The organism is Peribacillus simplex, assembly GCF_001578185.1.
Lineage (GTDB): Bacteria > Bacillota > Bacilli > Bacillales > DSM-1321 > Peribacillus > Peribacillus simplex_A.
Genome location: NZ_CP011008.1, coordinates 2765178 through 2790233 on the forward strand (window position 1 = coordinate 2765178; position 25056 = coordinate 2790233).

Annotated in this window: 29 protein-coding genes; 3 read left to right on the forward strand and 26 right to left on the reverse strand. The window is 38.1% G+C overall.

Going from position 1 to position 25056, the window contains the following annotated elements; genetic code table 11:
- Positions 1 to 134: 134 nt before the first annotated feature.
- From UP17_RS12810 to UP17_RS12845, 8 genes are all read right to left on the reverse strand, one after another.
- Entirely contained in the window at positions 135 to 560 is a 426-nt protein-coding gene (locus UP17_RS12810; RefSeq protein WP_061463352.1) for a VOC family protein, read from the reverse strand.
- A gap of 147 nt (positions 561 to 707) precedes the next feature.
- Positions 708 to 911: a hypothetical protein gene (locus tag UP17_RS12815; protein WP_061463353.1), complete on the reverse strand. Its 204-nt coding sequence runs from the start codon at positions 909 to 911 to the stop codon at positions 708 to 710.
- 554 nt (positions 912 to 1465) lie between these two features.
- Positions 1466 to 1894: a DoxX family protein gene (locus tag UP17_RS12820; protein WP_061463354.1), complete on the reverse strand. Its 429-nt coding sequence runs from the start codon at positions 1892 to 1894 to the stop codon at positions 1466 to 1468.
- Between the two features lie 69 nt (positions 1895 to 1963).
- Positions 1964 to 2818: a M56 family metallopeptidase gene (locus UP17_RS12825; RefSeq protein ID WP_061463355.1), complete on the reverse strand. Its 855-nt coding sequence runs from the start codon at positions 2816 to 2818 to the stop codon at positions 1964 to 1966.
- Positions 2818 to 3234, reverse strand: coding sequence for a BlaI/MecI/CopY family transcriptional regulator (locus UP17_RS12830; RefSeq protein WP_061463356.1), 417 nt, complete (start codon positions 3232 to 3234; stop codon positions 2818 to 2820). The genes UP17_RS12825 and UP17_RS12830 overlap by 1 nt, the downstream gene beginning before the upstream one ends.
- 282 nt (positions 3235 to 3516) lie before the next feature.
- A complete protein-coding gene (locus UP17_RS12835) occupies positions 3517 to 4185 on the reverse strand; it encodes an NAD(P)H-binding protein (protein WP_250211665.1) in 669 nt (222 codons plus the stop codon).
- A 70-nt stretch (positions 4186 to 4255) separates the two neighbouring features.
- The gene (locus tag UP17_RS12840; RefSeq protein ID WP_061466091.1) at positions 4256 to 4825 is read right to left on the reverse strand and encodes a histidine phosphatase family protein; all 570 of its coding nucleotides are present in this window, start codon (positions 4823 to 4825) and stop codon (positions 4256 to 4258) included.
- 27 nt (positions 4826 to 4852) lie between these two features.
- Positions 4853 to 5197, reverse strand: a complete 345-nt coding sequence (locus UP17_RS12845) for an avidin-fold protein (RefSeq protein WP_176432046.1) — start codon at positions 5195 to 5197, stop codon at positions 4853 to 4855.
- A 242-nt stretch (positions 5198 to 5439) separates the two neighbouring features.
- Here UP17_RS12845 and UP17_RS12850 point away from each other — a divergent pair, with 242 nt between their 5' ends.
- A complete protein-coding gene (locus UP17_RS12850; RefSeq protein ID WP_061463358.1) occupies positions 5440 to 5961 on the forward strand; it encodes a DUF2179 domain-containing protein in 522 nt (173 codons plus the stop codon).
- Positions 5962 to 6286: 325 nt separating this feature from the next.
- Here UP17_RS12850 and UP17_RS12855 read toward each other — a convergent pair whose 3' ends face one another.
- The 13 genes from UP17_RS12855 to UP17_RS12915 all read right to left on the reverse strand — a co-directional run bounded on the left by UP17_RS12855 (position 6287) and on the right by UP17_RS12915 (position 19317).
- Complete coding sequence (locus UP17_RS12855; protein WP_061463359.1) at positions 6287 to 6688, reverse strand: hypothetical protein; 402 nt, start codon at positions 6686 to 6688, stop codon at positions 6287 to 6289.
- Between the two features lie 64 nt (positions 6689 to 6752).
- On the reverse strand, positions 6753 to 7508 hold the full coding sequence (locus UP17_RS12860; RefSeq protein WP_061463360.1) for an exodeoxyribonuclease III: 756 nt from the start codon (positions 7506 to 7508) through the stop codon (positions 6753 to 6755).
- Between the two features lie 75 nt (positions 7509 to 7583).
- On the reverse strand, positions 7584 to 9089 hold the full coding sequence (cls, locus tag UP17_RS12865) for a cardiolipin synthase (RefSeq protein WP_061463361.1): 1506 nt from the start codon (positions 9087 to 9089) through the stop codon (positions 7584 to 7586).
- Positions 9090 to 9216: 127 nt separating this feature from the next.
- Positions 9217 to 10653, reverse strand: coding sequence for a glycogen synthase GlgA (glgA, locus tag UP17_RS12870; RefSeq protein ID WP_061463362.1), 1437 nt, complete (start codon positions 10651 to 10653; stop codon positions 9217 to 9219).
- A gap of 16 nt (positions 10654 to 10669) precedes the next feature.
- Entirely contained in the window at positions 10670 to 11776 is a 1107-nt protein-coding gene (gene glgD / locus UP17_RS12875; RefSeq protein WP_061463363.1) for a glucose-1-phosphate adenylyltransferase subunit GlgD, read from the reverse strand.
- A gap of 17 nt (positions 11777 to 11793) precedes the next feature.
- Positions 11794 to 12960 (reverse strand): glucose-1-phosphate adenylyltransferase, encoded by a 1167-nt coding sequence (locus UP17_RS12880; protein ID WP_061463364.1) that lies wholly within the window; start codon positions 12958 to 12960, stop codon positions 11794 to 11796.
- A complete protein-coding gene (gene glgB / locus UP17_RS12885; protein ID WP_167556011.1) occupies positions 12960 to 14888 on the reverse strand; it encodes a 1,4-alpha-glucan branching protein GlgB in 1929 nt (642 codons plus the stop codon). Before glgB ends, UP17_RS12880 begins: the two co-directional genes overlap by 1 nt.
- 259 nt (positions 14889 to 15147) lie before the next feature.
- Entirely contained in the window at positions 15148 to 16161 is a 1014-nt protein-coding gene (locus UP17_RS12890) for a glycoside hydrolase family 15 protein (RefSeq protein ID WP_061463366.1), read from the reverse strand.
- Between the two features lie 545 nt (positions 16162 to 16706).
- Positions 16707 to 17033, reverse strand: coding sequence for an AzlD domain-containing protein (locus UP17_RS12895; RefSeq protein ID WP_061463367.1), 327 nt, complete (start codon positions 17031 to 17033; stop codon positions 16707 to 16709).
- Positions 17024 to 17764, reverse strand: a complete 741-nt coding sequence (locus UP17_RS12900) for an AzlC family ABC transporter permease (RefSeq protein ID WP_061463368.1) — start codon at positions 17762 to 17764, stop codon at positions 17024 to 17026. The genes UP17_RS12895 and UP17_RS12900 overlap by 10 nt, the downstream gene beginning before the upstream one ends.
- A gap of 31 nt (positions 17765 to 17795) precedes the next feature.
- A complete protein-coding gene (locus UP17_RS12905; protein ID WP_061463369.1) occupies positions 17796 to 18314 on the reverse strand; it encodes a mismatch-specific DNA-glycosylase in 519 nt (172 codons plus the stop codon).
- A gap of 459 nt (positions 18315 to 18773) precedes the next feature.
- Positions 18774 to 18989, reverse strand: a complete 216-nt coding sequence (locus UP17_RS12910) for an LSm family protein (RefSeq protein ID WP_061463370.1) — start codon at positions 18987 to 18989, stop codon at positions 18774 to 18776.
- Positions 18990 to 19002: 13 nt separating this feature from the next.
- On the reverse strand, positions 19003 to 19317 hold the full coding sequence (locus UP17_RS12915; RefSeq protein WP_061463371.1) for a DUF2642 domain-containing protein: 315 nt from the start codon (positions 19315 to 19317) through the stop codon (positions 19003 to 19005).
- A gap of 457 nt (positions 19318 to 19774) precedes the next feature.
- Between UP17_RS12915 and UP17_RS12920 the strand changes: the two genes are divergently transcribed.
- Both UP17_RS12920 and UP17_RS12925 read left to right on the forward strand, forming a co-directional pair.
- A complete protein-coding gene (locus tag UP17_RS12920) occupies positions 19775 to 20134 on the forward strand; it encodes a hypothetical protein (protein ID WP_155727322.1) in 360 nt (119 codons plus the stop codon).
- Positions 20131 to 21276: a glycosyltransferase gene (locus UP17_RS12925; RefSeq protein ID WP_061463373.1), complete on the forward strand. Its 1146-nt coding sequence runs from the start codon at positions 20131 to 20133 to the stop codon at positions 21274 to 21276. The genes UP17_RS12920 and UP17_RS12925 overlap by 4 nt, the downstream gene beginning before the upstream one ends.
- Positions 21277 to 21597: 321 nt before the next feature.
- Here UP17_RS12925 and UP17_RS12930 read toward each other — a convergent pair whose 3' ends face one another.
- The 5 genes from UP17_RS12930 to UP17_RS12950 form a co-directional block, all read right to left on the reverse strand.
- The gene (locus UP17_RS12930; protein ID WP_061463374.1) at positions 21598 to 22500 is read right to left on the reverse strand and encodes a sulfite exporter TauE/SafE family protein; all 903 of its coding nucleotides are present in this window, start codon (positions 22498 to 22500) and stop codon (positions 21598 to 21600) included.
- A gap of 174 nt (positions 22501 to 22674) precedes the next feature.
- Positions 22675 to 23289 carry an NAD(P)-binding protein gene (locus tag UP17_RS12935; RefSeq protein ID WP_061463375.1) on the reverse strand — a complete coding sequence of 205 codons (615 nt, stop codon included), beginning with the start codon at positions 23287 to 23289 and terminating at the stop codon, positions 22675 to 22677.
- Positions 23270 to 24031, reverse strand: coding sequence for a sirohydrochlorin chelatase (locus UP17_RS12940; RefSeq protein ID WP_061463376.1), 762 nt, complete (start codon positions 24029 to 24031; stop codon positions 23270 to 23272). Before UP17_RS12940 ends, UP17_RS12935 begins: the two co-directional genes overlap by 20 nt.
- Positions 24031 to 24807: a uroporphyrinogen-III C-methyltransferase gene (gene cobA, locus UP17_RS12945; RefSeq protein WP_061463377.1), complete on the reverse strand. Its 777-nt coding sequence runs from the start codon at positions 24805 to 24807 to the stop codon at positions 24031 to 24033. The genes UP17_RS12940 and cobA overlap by 1 nt, the downstream gene beginning before the upstream one ends.
- Positions 24808 to 24826: 19 nt before the next feature.
- Positions 24827 to 25042 carry a DUF3906 family protein gene (locus tag UP17_RS12950; RefSeq protein ID WP_061463378.1) on the reverse strand — a complete coding sequence of 72 codons (216 nt, stop codon included), beginning with the start codon at positions 25040 to 25042 and terminating at the stop codon, positions 24827 to 24829.
- Positions 25043 to 25056 lie beyond the last annotated feature (14 nt).

The following is a 25056-nucleotide window of genomic DNA, read 5'->3' on the forward strand; positions in this document are numbered from 1 at the left end:
ATTAAAAACCCCAATCTCTCAGTGATAACAATGAGAAATTGGGATTTGATTTTTCAACTATTGTGCCTTCTGTTGCAACTAAGATTCAAAAAACAGCTAATATAGCTTGTGGATATTTTTTTCCTAGAGAAAATTCATTGATGAGCCTCTGTGTAAATTTGAAAGGTAATACCGAATTTGTCCAATACTATCCCATAAGCAGGGCTAAAAAATGCTTCCTGGAGCGGCATTTTCACTTGTCCGTCTTGCGACAAGGACTCAAAAATTCGCTTTGATTCTTCGATATCGTTAGTTGAAATACAAATCGTAACTTGATCTCCAGTTTGACTGGTTTGACCCGGAAACATATCTGAAAACATGAGGTCCGTTTCTCCAACCTTTAACATTGCGTGTGACACAAGTTCCTTTGCTTCTTCTGGTAAAGGGAATTCCGGGTTTTCTGGCATTTCTCCAAAGGTTTGACTAAAAAGGACTTTCGCATCCAATGCTTTTTCGTAAAATTGGATCGCTTCCTTCGCATTTCCGTTCATCATTAAATAGGGAGACAATCTCATGGTCATAGTTAAATAGCTCCTTTTGTTCTAATTTTTTTACACGGCATGAGTAACTTCCAAGCTTCCTTTTGAAATTATAGTGGCAATACCCACTATACCATTATTACCCATGACTTTATTTTATAACACAGAACGTGTGTTCGTCAATAAAAATCACTCAAAACCAATTGGTTGTCCTATCTCGGTGTATGTATGCTTCAACAATTGTTGGTTTTCATTTTGATTATTTAATAATTCTCTATTACTTGATTCAACAGCAGCTGGAAGTTCCTCAAGAGCTTTCAAGCTAGTAGGTTCCTCGGCCATCTGTTTATCTATGAAAGGTTCAAGAACCATTTGCATTTCTTTAACAATCAAATTAGGAAGAACATATATTCATTATCCCCTGAATCAAATAAAACAAGTGTAATTAAGGAGGAGTCTTCGTATTTTTATCCTTCTGTAGGGAACGTTTGTCACCTTTTTTAATGAGTATAGCTTTATAAAAATAATGGTATTTCTTAATGTGAATAGATTAGGGAGGCTTATATGAAGTATTTGTTAGTAGGTTATCGATTTTATTCAATGGGATGTAGCACGTTATCAATTTCTTTGGATCTTAAAGGAAATTCTCGTCAAAACTACCACGTTCATTGGCAATCCAGTATATACTATGCCTTTTTTACTGCATAATCCAAGGTATCCTCCACAATTGAAGACTGTTCTTTAAACTCCAAAGGTGATTGTTTGACCTTTTCATAATGGATTAGCAAGGGTGTGTTTTGACAATTCGTTTATAAAAGGCATGACCCAAGTAAATTTTCGGATTCATGCCCTCAAGCTCCGCTCCTTGACCAAGTTTTTTGAATCCGTTCAGTAGAAAAGTTTTTTTTGACTTTAATCCATTCGTTTCAATTTGGTAACCTTCCTTATTAACTCGCTATTTTTTCTGAATTTTTCGTTTTTTTAGGGTTTGGTAGCTTAGAGTCTATAGATAGGAATCGGCTTCCATTTAATACTAGGTGAAGTGCAATAATCATAAGAACCAGGTCCAGTTCGAAACCTGTACCTTCTCCATTCCCCATAAAACCTGCTGGAAATTTCACATAAACAATTGCACCAGCCATAATGAATATAAGGAGAGCAGAAATTATTCTTGTTCCAAGACCTAAAATTAAAGCTAATCCTCCAACCAATTCAATTGTACCAACAACATAGGCCAAAAACCCTGGAATGCCTATACTTTGAAACCATCCTGAAGTGTTATCCAATCCACCTTGGAACTTTGACAAACCATGTAACAAAAATGTAATTCCCAACATTACTCTTAATAAAAAGGTACCGACTTCTTGTTTATTCATGACACATCTCCTTTTACTTATTTTACACTACAAAGTGTAGTGTAAACTTGCAAAAAAATCAAGTGAAAGTCACCCGACAATCACTATAGTCATTCCCAATAATATCACCAAAACATATATAGAAACAAAAATCGTGGTACTATCAGCCCTCAAAGGAATTGTTTTATGAGGATCAACTAATTGCTGAAGTCTATAGTTTACCGATTCATTTGAGAAGTGGACTATGACAGGAGTTGATTTATCAGAGCTAAAATGTTTAATTAACTTCAACAAAGCAGCGCTTATGCCTAAATCAGTGCCCATTTTATTAATCGCATATTCATCGGCTAATAATTCACTTATTATTTTGTAATTTTTATAACACCATTTTGTCAGTGGAACAAACCATAACGTATGCGAGATCAACTGTAAAATAAAGATTACCAGTGGATCATATCTTTTTTGGTGAAATGCTTCATGCTCCACTACCGCTTCCAGCTCGTCAAGCTCCAATAATTGAATTAAACCAGTGCTTAAAACAATGAAAGGTCGCCTGAAACCAAGCGTAAACGCAAGTGGTTGATCAGCATTAACAACTAAGATATCTTTGTTGACCTGTTTGAATGTTTCATTTATTGTCCTTGTCTTTTCAACGTTTTTGTAGCTAAAAAGCTTTTGTTTAAACCTTCTGGATAGAAGATATTGCTCTGCAATTTTGAAAAGGGTGCTCAATATACTATAGGATATTACTATATTGAGCAGTGTGATGACTACAAAATAGTAAACTGAACCTTCCTTGAATAGACTAAAGCAAAATTTAAAAAAGTTGGCTTTAATATTTACTCCAAAAAAGATATGTACCAAAAACGCTCCCATTTGGCTCCATACTACACAAGCAATTAAAAGACTCAGGCTTATCACAAAATAAGACTTTTTCTTCCACATTATAATTTATCCTTTTTTAACGATTGAATTTTTTGTTCCAATTTTTCAATTAAACCTTGGTCAGCGTCTTTCATGGCATCAAGCATATGGCTAATGACAGCCCCGCCAAACTCATCCAGCAAATTCTCAGTCAGTTTCTTTGACTGCTCTTCTAAAAACTCGGCTTTAGACTGCACGGGGCGAAATAATGAAAGCCTTCCTTCGGACCTCTTTTCAAGAATGCCCTTTTCAACTAAACGGTTCATGACTGTCATTACAGTATTAAAGTTGATAGGCTTGTCAAGCTCCAAGGATTGCTGGACAGCTTTAATACTCTGTTCATTTTTATCCCATAAATATTCCATGATATTAGCTTCCAAGGGACCAAAGAAACGATTCAGTCCAACTTCATCATATTTAAAATTTTTAATATTCATTTTTATCACTCCCACTACGAATTGTAGTGGAAAACCTTGTTGGAATCAAGTTTCATCCGGAAGATTAGAAATGAAGTAGTATCATGAATTTCTCTATTGATTGACTTTTATTACCTTTCTAGACCCCTTTGGCCTGGACTTTCCAATTTATCCAGGTTCTCACTGTTATACTTCACTTCCTTTTTTCAGCTACAAATGTTCATCCGCTGTCAGATACATCCAAAACGGCTTTAATATTATAAAAAAACGAGCCTATTGGAGGCTCATTTCATGAATTTATGATTAACTCCTTGTTGAAAGTCTCTCTATTTCATCAGAATTATAAAGATGAAATCCCCTTGTCGTCGTTTGGGCAGCAGCATACATTGCAGCAGCTACTTTGTTTGCTTCTATTGCACGATATGGGCGTAAAGGGCCCATAAAGAGAAATTTAGCAAATGGGCTTAGCATACTAGAAATCTTTTCACCTGCCCTAAATTCCTTTCGTTCTCCAAGAAGTAAGGAAGGACGAAAAATATGTACAGAATTCAAATCTAGGTGTTGTAGTGTTCCTTCCACATCGCCCTTAACACGGCTGTAAAAAAACTTTGATTTGGAATCGGCTCCCATGGCTGTTATGACGAGTAATTTTTCAACATTGGATGTTTTCGCCATTTTAGCTGCTTCGATTACATAATCATAATCAACTTTACGAAAAGCTTCCCTGGATTTAGCCTTCTTGATCGTTGTACCTAAACAAATGAAAACATCGGAGACGTTGAACAAATCGGCATACCTGGATAAATTTTCAAAATCCACAATATGCCCTGTGCACTTGGGCTCTGTGAATTCCGTTTCCCTTCTTGTCATAAAATGGATTTCCTTATAGATTTTGCTGCTGCTTAACTCTCTAACCAACTGGGTACCGACCACACCTGTAGCCCCTAAAATCAATGCCGTCTTTTTAGTCATGATTTCCTTCTTTCCTTCATTTGCTCCTGAATATCAACCATACCCATTTTTAACCCCAACCAATATAGGACTAAGATAAATGATTCACTTGATTGAAATCATCAATAATCCAAGAATCGGCATCAAATCTAATCGTACTCAAACATGCATTGAACAACCGCATTTCTTTGGAAACGATTGACTCGTTTGACATCAATCGTAAAATGAAATGAATGACGGCGCCATGTGCAACAAGTATCACTTTCTTGTCAGGATACTCCTTTTGAATTTCCTGGAGCCCGTTCATCAGCCTGTTTCGTAAAGAATCCTGATTTTCCTGACCGGGATATAACTTATCCGTGAATGCTGCTTCCCTTTCAGCTGCTGTCATTCCTTCAGCGACGCCAAAATTCTTTTCAATGAATGCTATTTTTTCAATTACCGGAACTTCGATATAATTTGAAATGATTTCAGCCGTTTCCCTTGCCCTTTTTAGTGGGCTTGATATGATTACATCCCAATCCTCTTCAGACAAAAATTCACCACATTGCCGTGCCTGTATCTTTCCTAGTTCATTTAAAGGGATATCAGTCTGCCCCTGCAGTTTCCCTAGTGCATTCCAATCTGTTTGACCATGCCGCACTAAACAAATAGTAGTAATTGTCCTCAAACCCCTCTATGCAGAATCTTATTTTTTCACTTCTTCAATGATGGAGTGTCCTTCACTATGCTCGAGATCTGACCATTTCCATTTTTCATGCAAACGTATCCTTCCATCAGGCAGCATTTCAGGGGTGGAAAGACAGCTTCCTCCTCTTATTTCACCTTTTTCATTGATATGATTATACCTGAATTCAAGAGATCCATCCATATGGACAAGCCCTATTAACGTACCTTTAACAATCTCTCCACCCTGATAACTTGCTGAAAGAATTGAACCTTCTTGTGAATAGTGAAAGGAAGTATTTCCTGATACTTCCCCATTTTCAGAGTTGACTTTTGCTCTGAATATCCGTCCATCATAATTAATCATGTTCATTCCCCCATATGAATCAATAAGGATAATGATACCAAATTAATAAAAAAAAGAGTATTGAAAAATCTTATAAATACTTAATTCGTTCACAATGGAAATTCAATAAAAAATACTTAATATTTCCCATTGAATTCTTCTATTATAGTGTGGTTAGATTATGGAAGATGTTACATATAGTCTGAACATTCCCGAGGATGAAACATCTAAATTTAACTAGAAGATATTGGTGAGGTGCTCAATTGAAAGAAATACTTCTGATTCTGCTATTGCAACTTATTTATGTTCCGATATACACGCTGCGAACCATTTTCTTAGTAAAAAATATTACCATACTTGCCTCGATACTGGGTATTGCAGAAATGTTAGTATACGTTTTTGGTTTATCCCTTGTATTTGGCGGTGACCAAAGCATACTCGCCATGGTTGTCTATGCAGTCGGTTTTGGAATCGGAATAATTTTTGGTACGAAAATTGAGCAAAAACTTGCCATCGGTTTTATAAATGTAACCGTTAATACCCAAACCAAAAATGAACAGTTAGTTGATACCCTCAGGAACAACGGATTTGGTGTCACTCTTTATACGGGCGAGGGCAGGGATAGCAACCGCTATCGGATGGAAATCTTGACAAAACGAAACCGGGAACAAGAATTAATAGCAACCGTTGAAAAGTTTGAACCTAAGGCTTTCATCATTTCATATGAACCACGCTATTTTAAAGGTGGATTTTTACTGGACCGGTTGAAAAATAAAGCAAGCTGAACGAAATGCAAAAGCCCATCTTTATAAAGATGGGCTTTGCATTATTTGGTTTTTGATTTTCTAATCTTGACTGCCTTGGTAACCATTTGTTTTTTTATCCACTTTAAGTATTTTTTCAATGCTTCATCATCTTTTAGCAATACACCGTTATATAGTCGGATGGCGAGCTCTCGGTTTGAATACAAGGCGTGAATCTGTTTATGACATGATTTACTGAGACAAGCAATTGGTAAATGGCTGCCGCTTAAACTCCCTAAGAGATGGTCAGTTCAATCTCACCCCTGCCACAAAGCCCACAAGTCCCTTTCATCTCATCACCCGGCAGTTAAGGCTTTACGGATTTTCCTTCTTCAACTATATGAAACATCAAATGGGCAAGATGATGGATTGGTCCATACTCTTCGTTGTCCTCATCATCTTCTACATCTTCCACTTCATCCATGCCTTGCAAATAAAGTGCCATGAATTCATAAAAGTCATTTTTAGAAAAGGAATAACAATCACTTGGATCCTGATTATCTTCTTCATACTGCAAAACAAGATGAGATAAATCACCCTCATCATCTTCTGCATCAAAAAAAACGAAATACCCGATATTTGTATCCAGTTCAAATAATCTGCGAAAACCGCGTGATGTTGTTTTTTCAAATTCAGCCGCCGTCAGTTTTTGCACTTGCATGCTATCTACATTATCTTCTTGATGAAAGCCCACGATAAATGTGTTCATAATCCTAACCTCCTGTTAAATATGGATAACCAATAGTATCCCCATTTAAACGAAATTATTCGATTTAGAGGTTCGTTTCCAAGACGACCGGGCAATGATCACTACCCATGACATCGCAGTGAATGTTAGCCTCCATTAAAGAATCCGCCATCCGTTTTGAAACAATGAAATAATCGATTCTCCACCCAATATTCCGCTCTCTTACTTTACTCATATATGACCACCAAGTATAGGCACTTTCCTGGTTCGGATAAAAATGGCGAAATGTATCGATAAACCCTGCATCAAGTAATTCAGTCATCTTCCCACGTTCTTCATTAGTGAAACCCGAATTCCCAATATTAGGTTTTGGGTTTTTCAAGTCGATTTCCTGATGTGCGACATTCAGGTCACCACAAAAGATTACCGGTTTCACCAAATCAAGTTTTTTAAGATAATCAATCATCCCATCTTCCCATTCGAGACGGTAATCCAGCCTAGATAAATCCCTTTTGGCATTGGGTGTATAAACATTCACCATATAGAATTTCTCGAATTCCAGTGTTATGATCCTGCCTTCCGGCTCCTCGTCCATCTCCCCTACACCATATTTCACGGAAAGCGGTTTTTCCTTCGTGAAAATGGCTGTTCCGGAATATCCTTTTTTCAGTGCATAATTCCAATATTGATGGTACCCTTCCAACTCAAGTGAAATCTGCCCTTCTTGTAGCTTAGTTTCTTGAAGACAAAAAATATCTGCATCCACATTTTTAAAGTAATCTAAAAATCCTTTTTTAACACAAGCCCTAATACCATTCACATTCCAGGAAACCAATTTCATATTCTTTTTAATTCTCCTTATGGCCAACTAATTTCATTACATTTCAACTATACTATTTATCTTCATTTTTTCCCATTAGAGTACATTCGAAAACAATCTGGCAAATGATTCTTTTGAACGTTCCAAGAAGCCACGATCGTTATACCTGATTGAATCTAGTTTGTCACTATCTTTCATATCTTCTTTGTAATGAGTGACAAGATCATCAATGGTACGGCTGCCCATAAGAAAGACATTGACTTCGAAATTCAGATGAAAACTCCTCATATCCATATTTGCGGTCCCTATAGAGGCCATATCACCATCTACGATAATAAGTTTTTGATGTAAAAAGCCCTTTTTATACGAGTATACCTCTACACCGAATTGAAGCAGCTCCCCGAAATAGGAGCGACTGCCATATTGGGTTAAAAACCCATCATTTACTGCCGGAACCATAAGCCTAACTTGTAACCCCTTAATGGCTGCATGTTTAATTGCTGCTTTAATGGCTTGATTAGGTACGAAGTATGGGCTTGCAATCCAGATTGATTCAGTGGCGCTAGTAATAAGCGAATAGTAAAAATCACTCATTATTCCCTGTTGTGTATCAGGTCCGCTCGCTACAACCTGGACAGCTCCATCCCCATGTTCAACTTTATTTTTGAATGCTGGACGTTCTTGCAATACATCTTCCCCACTAACATATTCCCAATCCAAAAGGAAAACGGTATGAAGCATATTTACCGCTTCCCCTTTCAGGACCATGTGTGTATCTCTCCAAAAACCAATGTTTTTATTTCGTCCCAAATATTCCTCACCTACGTTTAAACCGCCTACAAAACCAATTTCCCCATCAATGATGATGATTTTGCGGTGATTCCTAAAATTGAACTTTTGATTGAAAAAACCATGTTTCAATGGCGAAAATGGATAAGCTTTTATCCCTGCATTTTTCATCCGCTTAACTTCATTATTTGAAAGGCTTAAACTACCCGCCGCATCAAAAATGAATAAAACTTCAACACCAACTTTTGCTTTTTCAATAAGGATATCTATAATTTCGGTACCAAGCCTGTCTGAACGAAAAATATAATATTCAATATGAATGAATTTTTCAGCCTTTTTTAATTGTTTAATGATTTCCGTAAACGTTTCGTTTCCATTTTTCAAAACTTCCGTTTGCGAAGATGTACTTATAGTTGTCTCAGAAGCATTTTTGGCAAAAGCTGCGAATGATTGCTGATGATTATTCAAGAACGAAAGATCTGGCGGTGATACATGAGTGACAAGACTCTTCCATTCTTCCCGATCTCTTTTCCTTTTACTTCGAAACAAATACCCCTTTAAATAGAGCTGACCTGAAAATAGATAAAATACATATCCAAATACCGGGAAAAACAAAAGTACATACATCCATAAAAGGGTCTCGTGAGCAAATCTATTTTCCAGCATGAGTGAAAACATGGTAACAACCATGACAAAAATATATAATCCAATAAAAAATAGCTTCACGTTGAAGCTTACATGAGTGAAAAGGATCATATAAACTGCGGCAATTAAAATAAATAAAAATACAAATTCCATTCTTCTTCTTCTCATCTTTTCATTCTCCTACACAACAATATTTTATATATATCAAACATATACCCATATTTGATGGTAAAAGAAACAAAACACTTACGAAGACTTATTTTCGCAAGTGTTTTATGTATTACCTATCCAATTATCACTTCATGACAGGGATGAGACTTTCATACAGCTCAATATACTTTATGGAAGATGATGTCCAACTGAAGTCTAACTTCATTGCACTTTCGACCATCTTCCTCCATCTTTTGGGCTGGAATTTGTAAAGCCCAACTGATTGTTCAATTGTATGAAGCATATCGTGTGCATTATAATTCGTAAAACTGAAACCATTCCCCTCACCAGTAAATTGATTATACGGAATGACTGTATCACGAAGTCCGCCTGTCTCCCTCACTAACGGCAGAGTACCATAACGAAGCGCCAATAGTTGGCCAATTCCACATGGTTCGAATTGGGACGGCATTAGAAATAAATCAGAACCTGCATATATTCGTCTTGCTAAACCCTCATCAAAATATGTATTTACTGAAACCTGATTTGGATATTGGTCAGCTAAATGGCGAAATGCAGATTCATATTGCTCATCACCCGTACCTAAAAGAATGAATTGAATTCCTTGGTTCATCATTTCATGAAAAACATGGAGAATAAGATCCATTCCTTTTTGATCAACAAGCCTGGTCACCATTGATATGACCGGGACACCATCATTGACTGGAAGCTCCAACGATTTCTGTAACTCACGTTTATTCTCCATCTTACCCTCGTAGGAATCGAATGGAACAGGAAGATGTTCATCTTCCGCAGGATTATATTCGTCATAATCCACTCCATTGATAATCCCTTTAAGGTCACCATTTCTTTTCCTTAAAAACCCATCCAGGTTTTCCCCAAAATAGGGACTCTGAATTTCTTCGGAATAACTTGGACTTACAGTTGTGACTATGTTGGAGAAAGCTAAGCCAGCTTTCAAATAACTGACATTTCCATGGAATTCAAGACCATCGATATTAAAATATAATTCACTTAAATCCAGTAATTCTGCTAAAACAGCTTTAGGATAAACTCCTTGATAGCGTAAATTATGTATTGTAAATATCGTTTTAATATCCTGATAGAAAGGATGGTTATGATAATGGGCTTTCAGCAAAGCACTGACAAGGCCCGTTTGCCAATCATGACAGTGTATGACATCCGGCTTTTTTTCTAAATAGGGTAAAACCTCTAATATTGCACGAGAAAAGAAGGCGAACCTTTCGCCATCATCAAAAAAACCATAACTCCCATGCCGTTTAAAATAATATTCATTATCTAAGAAATAATATGTAATTCCATTTGCAACAAGTTTTTCGATACCACAAAATTGCTGGCGCCAACCAACAGGAACTTCAATACTCGTCATATGTTTCATTTCCTGTTTAAATCGGTTAGGCAGATCCCCGTATTTAGGAAGGATGACACTTACATGGACTCCCTGTTTTTTTAGCGCTTTAGGGAGCGCACCTATAACGTCTCCGAGCCCTCCCGTTTTTATAAAAGGGGCGCATTCTGAAGCAGCAAATACAACATTCATTGCCGCACCTCCTCTTTTAAATGACTTCCGCTTTTTTTATTACAACTGGCTGTTTTAAACCAATAACTGATTTTTCACTAGTAATTTTCACTTCTTTATCGGTTATGATATTTTCCACGATAGCACCTTCTTCAATCACGCCTTTTTGCATGATGATGCTATTTCTTATAACCGCTCCCTTTTTTACCTTTACTCCACGGAAGAGTATACTGTTTTCGACAGTCCCTTCAATATCACAACCGTTGGCTATCAATGAATTGGTAACCTTCGAAGATCGTGAATATTTGGTCGGTGCCTCATGTTTGATTTTTGTATAAACATCCCAAGTGTCTCCGAAGAAAGAACGGATAACAGAAGGGTTCAGGAAATTCATATTACTGGAATGAAAACTTTCAATGGAATGGATGAATGGCATATCTCCAGTAAAATTGTAGCCTTTGACAGTAAAACGGTGAAGATTGGCTTTCACAGCATCTTTCAAAAAATCATATTCTCCACTGGCAACACAGCTTTTGATCAAGTTCACCAATAAGGTTTTACTTATGATGAAGGTTTCGAGACAAACATGGTCACCAGGTCTAGGGATGGTATAAAAGCTTATGTCCGTGATGTCATCATCAGAATCTACTGAGCAGGTGTGATAGATTGGCTTTTCTATCAATTCCCCTACATAATCCTTATAAACGACCGTGATATCCGCTTTATGTTTTTTATGATAATCAAGCACATCATTGAAATCCAATTTACATACATGGCTTCCAGGTGAAATGATGACAGTATCTGCCGCTGCACGTTCAAAAAAGCTGAGGTGATCATAGAATTGCTTCATATCGCCTGTTACCGTTTCGTCCGGATGGATAGGGGGCAAGATGTATAATCCTCCTGAACGCCGATCCAAGTTCCATTCTTTTCCTGAGCCAAGATGATCCATGACTGAGAGATATTTTTCTTTTGGGAAAACGGCCACCTTTGATACATCCGCATTTATGAAGTTCGACATCGTAAAGTCAATCAAACGGTAGCGTCCACCAAATGGTACTGATGCTACATTACGGTGAGCGGTCAGCTCTTTTAAATGTTGTCTTTCATTGATTAAGTTAATAATACCCAACACATTTTCCATAGGATCTTCCCCTTTTTCTAGTTAAGAGTGATCTTCTTTTTGTTTGGATTGACAATGGTCTGATTTTCGCCAATTAAGGTGATATCGGATGTAACCGCTGAATTGCCAACTACTGCACCATCTTCTATAACACAATTGCTGGCTATGATGCTTCTTTCTATATGAACGTTTTCACCAATCGTAACATTAGGCATGATGACGGAATCTTTTATGGTTGACCCATAGCCCACCTGTACATTATATGATAAAACCGAATGTTCAATATTTCCATGTATCATGCACCCTTCATTTATAAGCGACTGACTGACCTCGGCATCTGATGAGATATATTGCGGAGGGTGGTTTGCATTTCGCGCAAAAATCTTCCACTGCTGATCATCCAACTGGAAATTTGGCGTTTCCTCCAATAAATCCATATGGGCCTGCCAAAGGCTTTCGACCGTTCCAACATCTTTCCAATAATCATTAAAACGATAAGCATACAGTTTTTTTCGATCTTCTAGCATCTTGGGAATGATGTTGCTACCGAAATCATTAGAAGAGTTTGCATCTTTTTCATCGTTTATTAAATACCGTCTTAGGTTCTTCCAATTGAACAGGTATACTCCCATGGATGCGAGATTACTCTTTGGATACTTTGGTTTTTCATCGAATTGGGTGACTTTATCATCATCATTGGTATTCATAATCCCAAAACGGCTTGCTTCCTGCCATGGCACTTGAATGACAGCTATGGTTGCCTCTGAATTTTTTTCGATATGATAATCCAGCATCTTACTGTAATCCATCTTATAAATATGGTCACCGGAGAGAATCAGTACATGTTCCGGATTATAGTTATCAATGTATTGGATATTTTGATAAACGGCGTTTGCCGTACCTTTATACCACTCACCGCCTTCTTTCCCTTGATAAGGAGGAAGAACTGAAACTCCGCCAACATCCAGATCCAGATCCCAAGCTTTGCCATTACCCACATAATCATTTAGAATCAATGGCTGGTATTGGGTCAGTACCCCAACCGTATCAATACCAGAATGAGTGCAGTTACTTAATGGAAAATCGATGATCCTATACTTACCGCCAAAGGGAACCGCTGGTTTTGCCAAACCGATTGTCAATTCACCTAACCTAGAACCCTGGCCTCCTGCCAATAACATTGCTATCCATTTTTTCGCTCCCATTATTCGTTCACTCTCCCCCGTCTTTTTTTTGTTTGCTTCATAAAAATTGATATGCCTAAAGGAGGTACGGTTATTTCCATGCTGTATGGTTGATTATGACATGATTCTTTTTTGACATTAATGGGTTTTTCATTGACCTGACCAGATCCTCCGAAAGCTGCTGAATCACTGCTGAAGACCTCTATATATTTCCCCTGGGAAGGCACACCTATTTGATAATGAGCATGGGACTGTGCAGAGAAATTACAGACAACAATACAATAATCACCTTTGCGTTTACCTTTTCTTATATAGGTTATGATACTCTGACTACTATTGTTTGGTTCTATCCATTCAAATCCCTCCTGGACATGATCCAATCTCCATAGAGAGGAAGTTTGCCTATAAAATTCCTGAAGGGTACGGAAGTAATATGCCAGCTTTTCGTGAGATTCATATTTCAAAAGCAGCCAATCCAATTGTTCCTCATCTTTCCATTCTATGAACTGGCCAAATTCACCGCCCATAAAGAGAAGTTTCTTTCCAGGATGTGTCATGAAATACCCAAAGAGCAACCGTAAGTTTGCGAATTTCTGCCAATAGTCACCTGGCATCTTATTCAATAAAGACTTCTTGCCATGAACTACTTCATCATGTGAAAAGGGCAAGACAAAATTTTCTGAAAAAGCATAGAACAATGAAAATGTTAAGAGGCTATGGTGATTTGGCCTTTCATTCGTTTCAAGTTTCATGTAACGAAGAATATCGTTAGTCCATCCCATATTCCATTTGTAATTAAAACCCAGGCCTCCGATATCGGTAGGTGATGTTATAAGCGGCCTGTCTGTTGCTTCTTCAGCCATCATTAGTGCATTTGGATATTTTTTGAAAACCACCTCATTAAGTTTTTGCAAAAATTGTATGGCTTCTATATTTTCCTCACCGCCAAACTGGTTTTTCAGCTTAACCGGCAAGGGATTATCATGATTTAAATAAACCATTGACGATACCGCATCGACTCGAACCCCATCAATATGGTATACATCCATCCAAAACATCACATTTGATATAAGAAAACTGATTACTTCCGGTTTAGTAAAATCAAAATTGTATGTTCCCCATAACGGACGCTCTGCCCTAGTATGATCAATTGGTTCATAGAGAGGCGTACCATCAAAACGGGAAAGTCCATGTGCATCTTTACAAAAATGGGCGGGAACCCAGTCAAGGATGACGCCAATGCCCTTTTGGTGGCAAAGGTTAATCAAATACTTAAAATCTTCCGGTGAACCGTAACGACTGGTAACGGAATAATAGCCCGTGACCTGGTATCCCCACGATTTATCAAATGGGTGTTCCATTATGGCCATGATTTCAATATGTGTAAAACTATTATCAATCACATAATCAACTAATCTATCAGCCAATTCACGGTACGAATAAAATTCACCATCTTCTGTCTGTTTCCATGTTCCAGGGTGTACTTCATATATGGACATGGGTTTATGATAGATATTTTCCTTTTTCCTATCGGCTATCCACTTCGAATCTTGCCATTCAAAATTATCCAGCCTTTTAATGACCGAGGCTGTTTTTGGTCTGACTTCCGAATAGAAGGCATATGGATCGGCTTTTAGGATACGTTTATTTCCAGGTGTATGTATTTCGTATTTATAAAGTTCCCCTTCTTGAAGTCCTGGTACGAACAACACCCAGACGCCTGAACGCTCGATCCGTTTCATCGCATGATCATTTCCGTCCCAATTATTAAAATTTCCGACTACTGAAACTTGCTTGGCATGGGGGGCCCAAACGGCGAAGCGTACTCCTTCATTACCTAATGATGTTACAATGTGTGCCCCAAGCATTTTATAGCTTTCATAAAGGGTGCCTTCATGAAATAAATATAAATCGAAATCGCTTGGATAGTTCTCTTGTAGCTGGTCCATAATTGTACTCAATAAAACCCCTCCATCAGTATTAACTCGATAGTATTTTACCCATCGTTCCCCAGTTATTATATATATTCGGTGGAAATGATATTAATCCTTCAAATGGAGGTGAACTTATTATAATTAAATGCCCTTTTTTTGAAAATTAAAACATTTTTATGTAGAAAAAGACCATTTAATGTAAAAATATTGTTATTCCAATAAAAGCCCTCCCCATTTTATAGGAAAGAGCTTTAAGGAATCATGTATGAATGCTTCATGTTACTTGTTCAGTTCGGATCATGTGAGTTTTCTTTAAGAATAAATAGGATAATGAGACTGACCATGCCAGGGGAGTATTCCTGTTTGGAATATTACTGCCTCCAATATATAACTCAGGGACTTCCCAATTTTCTGGAATGATCATTTTCGTTTTATCTGTATATTCCTTTACTTTGTTCATCATGCCAAGTTCAAGGTAGCATAAGCCCAGCCAAGGAAGACCGAAACACCATTCCGCTTCCTGGCCTTCATTATAATAAAGGTCCTTTTCATATCGTATACAACCTTTTGTTCTTTCAAGGCGCCCTGTGACATTCTTCAATATTTTAAGGGCTATTTCACGATCTACCAGTCGATAAGGATAAATTAAGGATAAAAGGGCTAGATCCGTCTCTTTTGAATAACTTTCCCTCGGGAGTAGGAAACGAAGTGTTTCTTCTCCCTTCATTATCAGTTCCTCCTTAACGTTGACCAGCATCTTGACTGAATTCAAACCAGCAACACATGCACCGATGCTTGAAGCATGAATTTCGATATTTTCTTCCCACATCCCGTTATCTTCCGACTGCCAATATTGCAGGCATTCCAAGTAATTGACCAACTTTTGTACGATTTGTAAATCACGTTGATTTCTTATCACCTTTTTTCCATGCCTATATCCTTCTCCGACACCCCATAAAAAGGCACCTATCGCATCATTTTGGGCATGCCCCCACTCATCAGTCAGTTCTTCCAATTCAGTGGAATACCGTGCATGGATATGTTCATAAAGATACTGGGGTTTCTGTTCAGTATGAATATCTATCTTCCACTCATAGGATTGAAATAAGTCGAATAAAGCATGATATGCTTTCTCATAACGATTGGATGGATCATTTATAAATGGCAGTACTGTATAAACGACATCCCTTATCCATACATAATTATAATCATCGGAAACGCTTGCAGTATACGCGCCATTAGGAAGCCGCATACGATCAAGAACCTCTAGGGCACCATTAACATTCATTAATTGAACACCTCCATAGTTATTTACTTATTCCCATTGTTGACAGACTCCCATTTTCTAAACGTTGGATCATTCATTTTGGCTCTTTTCGTAAAGATTGTTGTTTTTAAAACGAAACTATTTAAGGTTGATGGGAGCGGAAGTGCGAGACTCCTGCGGGAGCAGCGGGACAGGTGAGACCCCACAGGCGTTTACGCCGAGGAGGCTCACCGCCCGCCCCGCGGAAAGCGAGCATCTGGAGGGGAAATCAACCACAACTCACTACCTGGTAAATAGCAACATAGTATGTGAAAACAGCCTTCATTTTAAATTAGAAGCGCTTTCATTCCAGTTAACCAAAACGACTCTTCAGAAGTTATCACCCTAGTTTATGTAATCACTGCCTTATTTGATAATCAAGCTGACAATGTTCATTGAAAATCGTTATTTGCCTAACCGAAATGGACGAATTCAAATAGTTGCTTATAGTAAATTATGTTATGTGAAATGAAAAACCAGTAATGGAAAATCCATTACTGGTTATATCGGCCTATCCTTAGTACTTATTAAAAGAAAAATCGTAATATCATCAAGGAAAGCACTCCAATCATAACCGTACCCAAGAGACTCCTCGTAAAAATGGCAACCAGGAAAGCAGGTAAAGCTGCGGATAAATTCAATGCATTATCCTTAATTGAAAAGACCTGTTCCGATAATAGTAGCTCTTGAGCCAACAACGCCGCCATTACAGCCACTGGCACATGCTTCAGCCAGTCAATGCCCCACTCAGGAATCTGCATTTTACTAAGCAGCATCAATGGAACGACTCTAGGTATGAAAGTTACAATCGAAGTCCCTATGATGACAACAAGGATATATCCGCTTATTTCCATCTGCCAATCACCATCCCTATCGTTGAAGCTACAATCGTTGCTACTATGACGCCAGTACTGCCAGGAAAGAAGAAACTTACTGCAACAACGATTAATATGCTGCTAATAGCGACTGCAAGATCTATAAAAAAGGCTTTTTTACTTAAAATTTGCAAAACTAAAAGGCCGATAAACATCGCTGGCAAGGCGAAGTCCATCCCGTATTTTTCGGGATCAGGAATCCATTGTCCAAAGAAACCGCCGGCCATATTTGCAATGAACCAATTTAAATAGGCTGCAAGATTCAAACCAAGCATCCATTTAAAATCGAGTTGTTTCTTTTTCTGTGCTGATGTGACGGCCACTCCAAACGTTTCATCCGTTAATAGGGCTCCCGTTATCATGTTTTGTTTCAAACTTTGATGCCTGAAATATGGTGCCAATGCAGCACTAAGTAAAAGATGACGACTGTTAACAAAAAAAATCGTAAAAATAATGGCCGATACTGGATGACTTGCAGCTATCATCCCTGCCGCTATGAATTGTCCTGACCCTGCATAGAGTAAAAGCGACATAAGTGCCACTTCAATCATACTTAATCCTGATGTTTTTTCGACGACCCCTGCAGCAAAACCGATACTTAAATATCCCAATAATGTAGGTATACAATCCTTAACTCCTTGCCAAAATCCTTCCCCTTCTTTAACTTCGGAAAAGCCACCACTTTTCCATTCAGCACTATCCTGACTCATATGAATTCCACCCTTTTTTTACTAAGTTCCTTCAATTTTTCCCCAGCTTGCCGAGCAGAATTGGCAACTCACTATATATTTCAATGATTTCTTCTATCCGCATTCTCACTAAACCGCTCGAAGAAGGGGCAACGAATTCCATTGTCCGCTTCGATGAAGGATCTCCTTGCAGCCCCCAAGAGATTTTTCGTAATTGACGATATTCCTGATAGACACCCTTGCCAACAAAACAGACAAGTTTAGGTTTATACTTTTCAATTTTCCTTTTTAGCTGCTTCCTTCCTTTTATGTACTCCTCTTTTGTGATTTCGTCAGCACCTTTTGTAGGCCTGGAAACGATATTGGTAAAACCATAACCTAAATCCATCAATGACGAGTCTTCAGTTGGGTGATATTTCCTTGGTGTCAGCCCGGACTCGAAGAGGATTTTCCAAAAACGATTGTTTGGATTCGCATAATGATGGCCAGTCTCTCCTGACCGAATGCTTGGATTGAAACCAACAAACAATATATCCAGATTTTCCTTCAAATGATCAGTGATGCCTTCCATTGTAAAACTCCTTTTCAAATCTCTTATATAATTATTGTACAAAACTGAAAAATATTTAACTACCTTTTCCGCCATTTTTACAAACTTATATCCAAAAACTTAACAACGATTTAAGTAGAATGAAAGATGATAGCTCCATAATTTAGTGCCAATCTGTCAAATGGAATATTGAAGACCTATTGCTCCTCTTGAATTCAGTATTCCTTTTTCACAGGAAAGATACATGCTATAAAACTTGGAAAACTACACTCAAGTCTTAATCGAATAGGGTAGTTTAAGGAATCAAATGACCCCGACCAATTAACACAGCTCCTTTCATTTATTTTACCTAATGAATAGAATGACTGATTATTATGATATACCTTGTTTAATAATCCAGTCGGTAATTGGACGAATACGAGGGCATTTCAAACGCAAAAAAGAAACAGCACCTGATAGATGGCTGCTTCTTCATATAACTTATTGTGCGTTATCTACGCGAACATACTTAATCTGATCCAGTGGTATTGTAATGATATCTAAGTTACTTTCATAACCCAGAGCCGTTTCTGTTAATCGAATTATTTCATCGGTTACTTCATGTAACACTCCCACGAATAAATCACTGCTCGTAGCCACTTCAACCGTGTTCCCAATGTAATGTCTTAATTGTCTATAAAAAATACTATCTAACAATGCATTCTCCTCCTTAAATAGGCTCTCTAACTGAATTTTGAGCGTAAAGCGGAACAAATACAACAGATCCAGCTGCTTCAGTAATTACGACATAATCTTCTTCAATAGCACTTAATATTCCCGTCACCGGGGCAAAATCAGTGGATACCGTTACCGTTTTTCCTAGTAGTCTTCTTAAAACCTTTTTCAAATCATGGTACGAATCTCCTGATGCACCTGGGGCTCCAGGTCTCCCCGGAGTTGTTTGACCATTTTCAATAAGCCATTTATAGTAGAGATAGTCGCAGGAATTCTTTTTACATTGCTTCTCTTGCTTCTCACTGCTCATTTTTTTACCACCTTTTTTATTGTCTATTTTATTCCTTCATCATTGTTCACTTCTTTATTTCCTTCATCCCCAATGCTCGGATTTCTTTTTTCCTCTTCCTTTTTGCAACGGTCCCCCTTCCATTCCTTAATACAGCACTTAACTCGTTGTCGATCGAGAATGTGTATCCTTGTATGGTTCCAACCGAAAATGAATTTCGATCTGGATTTTTGCTACTATTTTACCTAGATTCGATCTCCTTGAATTCCGAACCATCAGAGTCAATTGGATTACTTTGAGGATCTTGACATTTTGCTGCGCCTTTCTTATATCGCTTCAAAAGTAGTATATTGATGACTGGTCTTTCGGCTTGGACTAAACAACCTTTTTTTAAATTACTTGAATTATTTTTTGAAGGTTTTACAAATCCATGTCCATTTCTTTAAAGGCTGAATATGATACAGTTGAGGTGATAACTATGAAATATAGACAAATAAGGGATTACATAAGCTTAATTCCTTCATGCTACAAAACATCTGAACTAATCGAAGAATGTCCGGATACAGGGTCAAGTCAAGCAACTTACCCATTTTTCAAATGTTCACTTCCTATTAATATTGTTTTTTCAGAAGCATTAAATAATGGTTATTATGTTAGATGGGGGCAAATTGATGTTGACGATATTATTTGTTGTACCGTAACTGGGACGGATCAAGAGCCCCTCTCATTCTTAAGACAAGAAATAAACACCGTTATTTCCCCATTTTCTTCAAATCAAATTAAACTTCTTTCATTTCCTGAATCGTGTAAAGTTTCCACAAGAAGGAAAATATCATGAAATCAATAAGAGTTCTGATGGTGTTAGATACGATGGATGTAAGTGGAACGGAAACGCATGTTTTGAGTCTTGTGAAGGAATTACAGTCTAGAGGAATTTATACAGCAGTTGTTACAGGAAACGGGAGGATGATAAGTCGATTACGAGAAACGGGATGTAAAATTCATCAAATGAATTTTCCTGAAACATTAACAATCAATTCCGAGGCAGAATCTCTATTATTAAACAGTTTGGTAGATTTGTTACGAAAAGAACAGATTTCACTAGTGCATGGTCACCAGATTACATCGGGCAACATCGCTGCCAAGGCTGCGAAACTCTCAAACATTCCGTTCATATTCACTCTTCACGGGACATACTTCCCTGAATCCGATATAAAAAGTGTCTTACGGATTACAGATGCCGCAGTTGCGGTTAGTGAACCGGTAAAAAAACATATTCAGCCATTTTTCCCTAAGAATATTTCAATAATTGCAAATGGTATTGATACAACCGATTTTTCCCCTTCCCCTTCATTGGAATTAAGGGAAAAAATGAATATTCCTCCGAAAGCTAAAGTAATTCTATACTGCAGCAGGATAACTCGACATAAAGCAAGAATCTGCATGCTTTTAATCAAAGCCTGCAGGGATTTGAAATTAAAGGATATTCCCAACCTTCATGTGATCATCGTAGGCAACGGAAGCCAACTAAAGGATATTAAGAATATGGCAGCAAGTATCCATTCTTCGTGTAAGGAAGAGTTCATTCATTTCACCGGGGAACAACAAAATGTGAAGGACTATTATGCGCTTGCAGACTATGTTGTTGGTACTGGCAGGGTTGCTTTGGAAGCAATGGCATGCGAGAGACCCGTTATTTCGTGTGGAAATCTCGGATACTTTGGGGAAGTGAATAGTAATAACTTTCAACAAGCGTGGGAATGCTACTTTGGGGATCATGCTGCAAAACAGGCCAGCAGCCAGGCCATTATTTATCGGGACTTACGAAACCTCCATCAATCAAGTATTGGGGTTCAAACAGGCAGAGAGTTAAGAAAATTGGTATTGGAACATTTCGATAGTAAAAAAAATATATTACCGCTTATTGAATTATATGAAAGCACAATTCAATCATTTGAACAGCAGCAGGCCATCAATTAATGGTTCTGCTGCTGTTTTGAAATATAAAACTCTCACAATGATAAAGATGGTCTTGGATAGGGGTGCTCTTGATTCTTTGCTAGGAGAATAAAACTACATAGATATTGGAGGCATAAGTCTCTCGATTTTTAAGATAACTTAAAAGCGTATACTTAATAGACACAGCTATGGGGCTGGGAACTGATTAAGTCTATAAATAGGATCTAGTTTTCATTGAATGACTTTAATGACTTTTCTCGTAGGTATTTATGTACCTACGAGTTTTCATAGTAGGTAACTGAATTTCCTTTTGTATACATCAACCTCTGCCTAACTCGGGAATTAGGAAACATTCTGCTGTTGTTGTTCGATATGATCAACTTTTCTTGCTGTGGACATCTTATTGATGGTAAAAAGAATTCCTGAAAGCCATATAATCACGATGCCTGTATAGATATATATATGGGCTTCAATCGGAATCCATGCGGCTAATAGGGTTCGTACATTGATTAAGATAATGAAACCACCTACTAAAACACCCATTAATTGAGCAGGTAGCATTCTGACGAGCCAGGCTGCAATTGGTGCCGCAACCACTCCGCCAATAATCAACGCGGCCACCCAAAGCCAATTGACCGCTTCCCATCCAAGAGAAAGGATAAAACCAAGACTTCCGAAGAAAGCGATGGCAAATTCACTCGTATCTACAGTTCCTACGGCTTTTCTCGCAGTCATCCCTTTTTTTGACAATAAAACAGGCGTTGCAATCGGGCCCCATCCACCTCCGCCAGTTGCATCACAAAAGCCGGCAAAAAGACCCAACGGAATGGATTGTTTTGCGGTTAATGGGTTTACCGTTTCGTTTTCCTTTGACGGTTTAAAAATAAATAAAAAGCGGAATAAAACGTACACACCAAGGCCAAATAAAAATATGGCAATATACGGTTTAGCTAATTCGGCAGGAAGGTTGCTCAGGAAACATGCACCAACAAATGCGCCCACCGAACCTGGAATGATCAAGCGATAGACCATATTTTTATCCACGTTCCCAAACTTTATATGTGAAGCTCCGGACACTGCTGTGGTCACTACTTCCGATAAATGAACGGATGCCGATGCTACTGCAGGGGCAATCCCGAATGTCAACAATAAGGAAGTGGAACTCACCCCATACCCCATTCCAAGTGAACCATCTATTAATTGGGCTAAAAACCCGATAAAGGCTAAAACAATTAACTTTTTCATGACCTTCCCCTTTTTCAATAAAATAGAACCTTGATAACATCGACTCGACAGACGGTTACAGTTGCCTGAATAGATCATTCAAATTTCTTTTAAGACACGAAGAGGCACCTAACCAAAATGAAATGACATGTTGGTTAGGTGCCTTCAGTTTTTCTGATCAGCCCAATGATTTACTTATTCAGCTTCTACTGGCAAAAGCCTAGCTAAAAAACGATATCTTTCTTTTAGGGAATATTTATAAACATCCTCTATTGACTCTTTCAACAACTTAGATTTTGCCTCTTTTGAAAATGAACTCTTCTTAATAATCATCCTTGCTTCAAAAAGGTATTCAAGATACTCTTCAAATGACTCATCATATACTTCCCCTAAGTCATTCCGGATTTTTTTTGCCAGTGTAGGACTTGCTCCATTGGTAGAAACACTTATGGAAAGCATGCCTCTATTCAATGTAGCCGGAATATGAAAATTACCCAGCTCATGATTACTAATTACGTTTACTAACTGACTTTGGGATGTATTCTCATAAACTCGTTCATTAACTAATGTAGAGTTTGTTGCAACTATGATTAAAAAGGCATCTTTATAGTCGGTTTCTTCCACTTCTTTTAGTAAAACTCGAACCTTGCCTTCTTTTTCCAATAGTTGAAATCCCTCGCATATCTCAGGGCTTACGACGGTCACTTCAGCACCAGCTTCCAACAAGGGGCCGGCTTTAAAGTAACCTATTTTTCCACCGCCGATAATGACACACTTCTTGTTCGCGATATTAAGCGTAATTGGATACATAAGCTCCCTCTCCACTCACTTCATGAATTCGTTCCGATATTGCATGTTCAATCTTTGGATGATAACCTAAGTAACGGCAAAGTATGATTTTTTGCCTTCCCTTTTTTTGGATCTTTCTCAGCCTATTTTCGATTGACTTCATTAAGATACCAGTAAACAATAGGTAAGGAATGATAAAAACTTGGTTTGGTCGGGATTCCTCAGCAAAATCCAATGCTTCTTCAAAGCTTGGTGTGGCAGCTGTCAAATAACATTCCTGGACCCGGCTTTTTGGAAACCTGTTCCTAAGCAAATCCGCTATTCGGCCTAAATCCCTTTTCACATCGGGATCACTGCTGCCCCTTCCGACCAATAAAACCAAAGAATCCTCAGTAACCCGCTCTTTTGTTTCTTCCAACCGTTCCACTAAAATGTCAACCATTTTATCACTGACACCAATCGGTCTTCCGTATCTCAAGTCAACTGCAGGGAACCGTTTTTTCATTTTGTTCAATATGACTGGTATATCATATTTTGCATGTACAGCAGTCAGCAATAGAACGGGAATAGCGATGATTTTCGTCGCTCCTTTTTGTACACACCGTTCGTAGGCGTCTTCTATCGTTGGAGTTTCCAATTCTAAGAAGCAATACTCCTGAATGGAATTTGGCTGTGCTGCCATACAAACTTTAATAAAGTCAATGGCTTGGGCTGAAGCTTCTTTAACGCGGCTTCCATGGCAAATGTATAAAATGGCTTCCATTAAAATGCCTCATTTGCCAACAATTTTTCGGCTTGTTTTGCTTCAAACCATTTAATTTTTTCACGCAAATTAACGACATCGCCCACGACTATCATGCAAGGGTTCGAAATCTGTTCGTTTTTGGCCGTATCCACTACATTAGCCAAGGTACTGACAGCTGTCCTTTGTGTTTTTAAAGTCCCCCAATGGATGAGAGCTACCGGAGTCTCTGGACTTTTTCCATGCTCCATAAGTTTTCCTTGAATATATGGCAGGTTTTTAACACCCATGTAAATGGCTAATGTATCGATTCCTTTTGCAAGGGCTTCCCACTTGATATTATCCTCTTCATCCTTTTTCCGATGACCGGTGACGATCGCGAAAGATGAAGCGTGGTCCCTATGTGTAACTGGAATTCCTGCATAGGCTGTAGCGGCAATTCCAGCTGTAATTCCTGGTACAATTTCAAAGCTCACTCCACTTGTGGCAAGGGCTTCCGCTTCCTCTCCGCCTCTACCGAAGACGAATGGATCGCCACCTTTCAATCGGGTGACGACTTTTCCCTTTTTTGCATATTTGATCAGGAAACGATTGATAGTATCTTGCTGCAATAAATGGTAATCCGGAAGTTTACCGCAATTAATCAACTCTACATCGGCTTTTGCATAATTTAATAGATCTTTATTGACAAGTCGATCATATAAAATGACATCAGCTTCTTGAATACATTTTAATCCTTTTAATGTAATTAAATCTGGATCTCCGGGACCGGCTCCTACTAGATATACTTTCCCCATTTATGCAACCTGCCTTCCCTTAGAGAATCGTTTCGAATTCCGATAAAATGAAACCAGCTCCATTTTTAATTTTCTTTTTTTCGTATAATGAGATGTCGTCCACCTCAGGCATTTTCAAATAATGCTTTTCCAGCTCGATATCAACAAGTTCAAACGCCTTTTCATCTGAATCGGCAACAATGATGACATGGATTGGCTCTTCCTTGATAGTGACTTCAAATCTGTATAGATTCATGAATTGCTTACCTT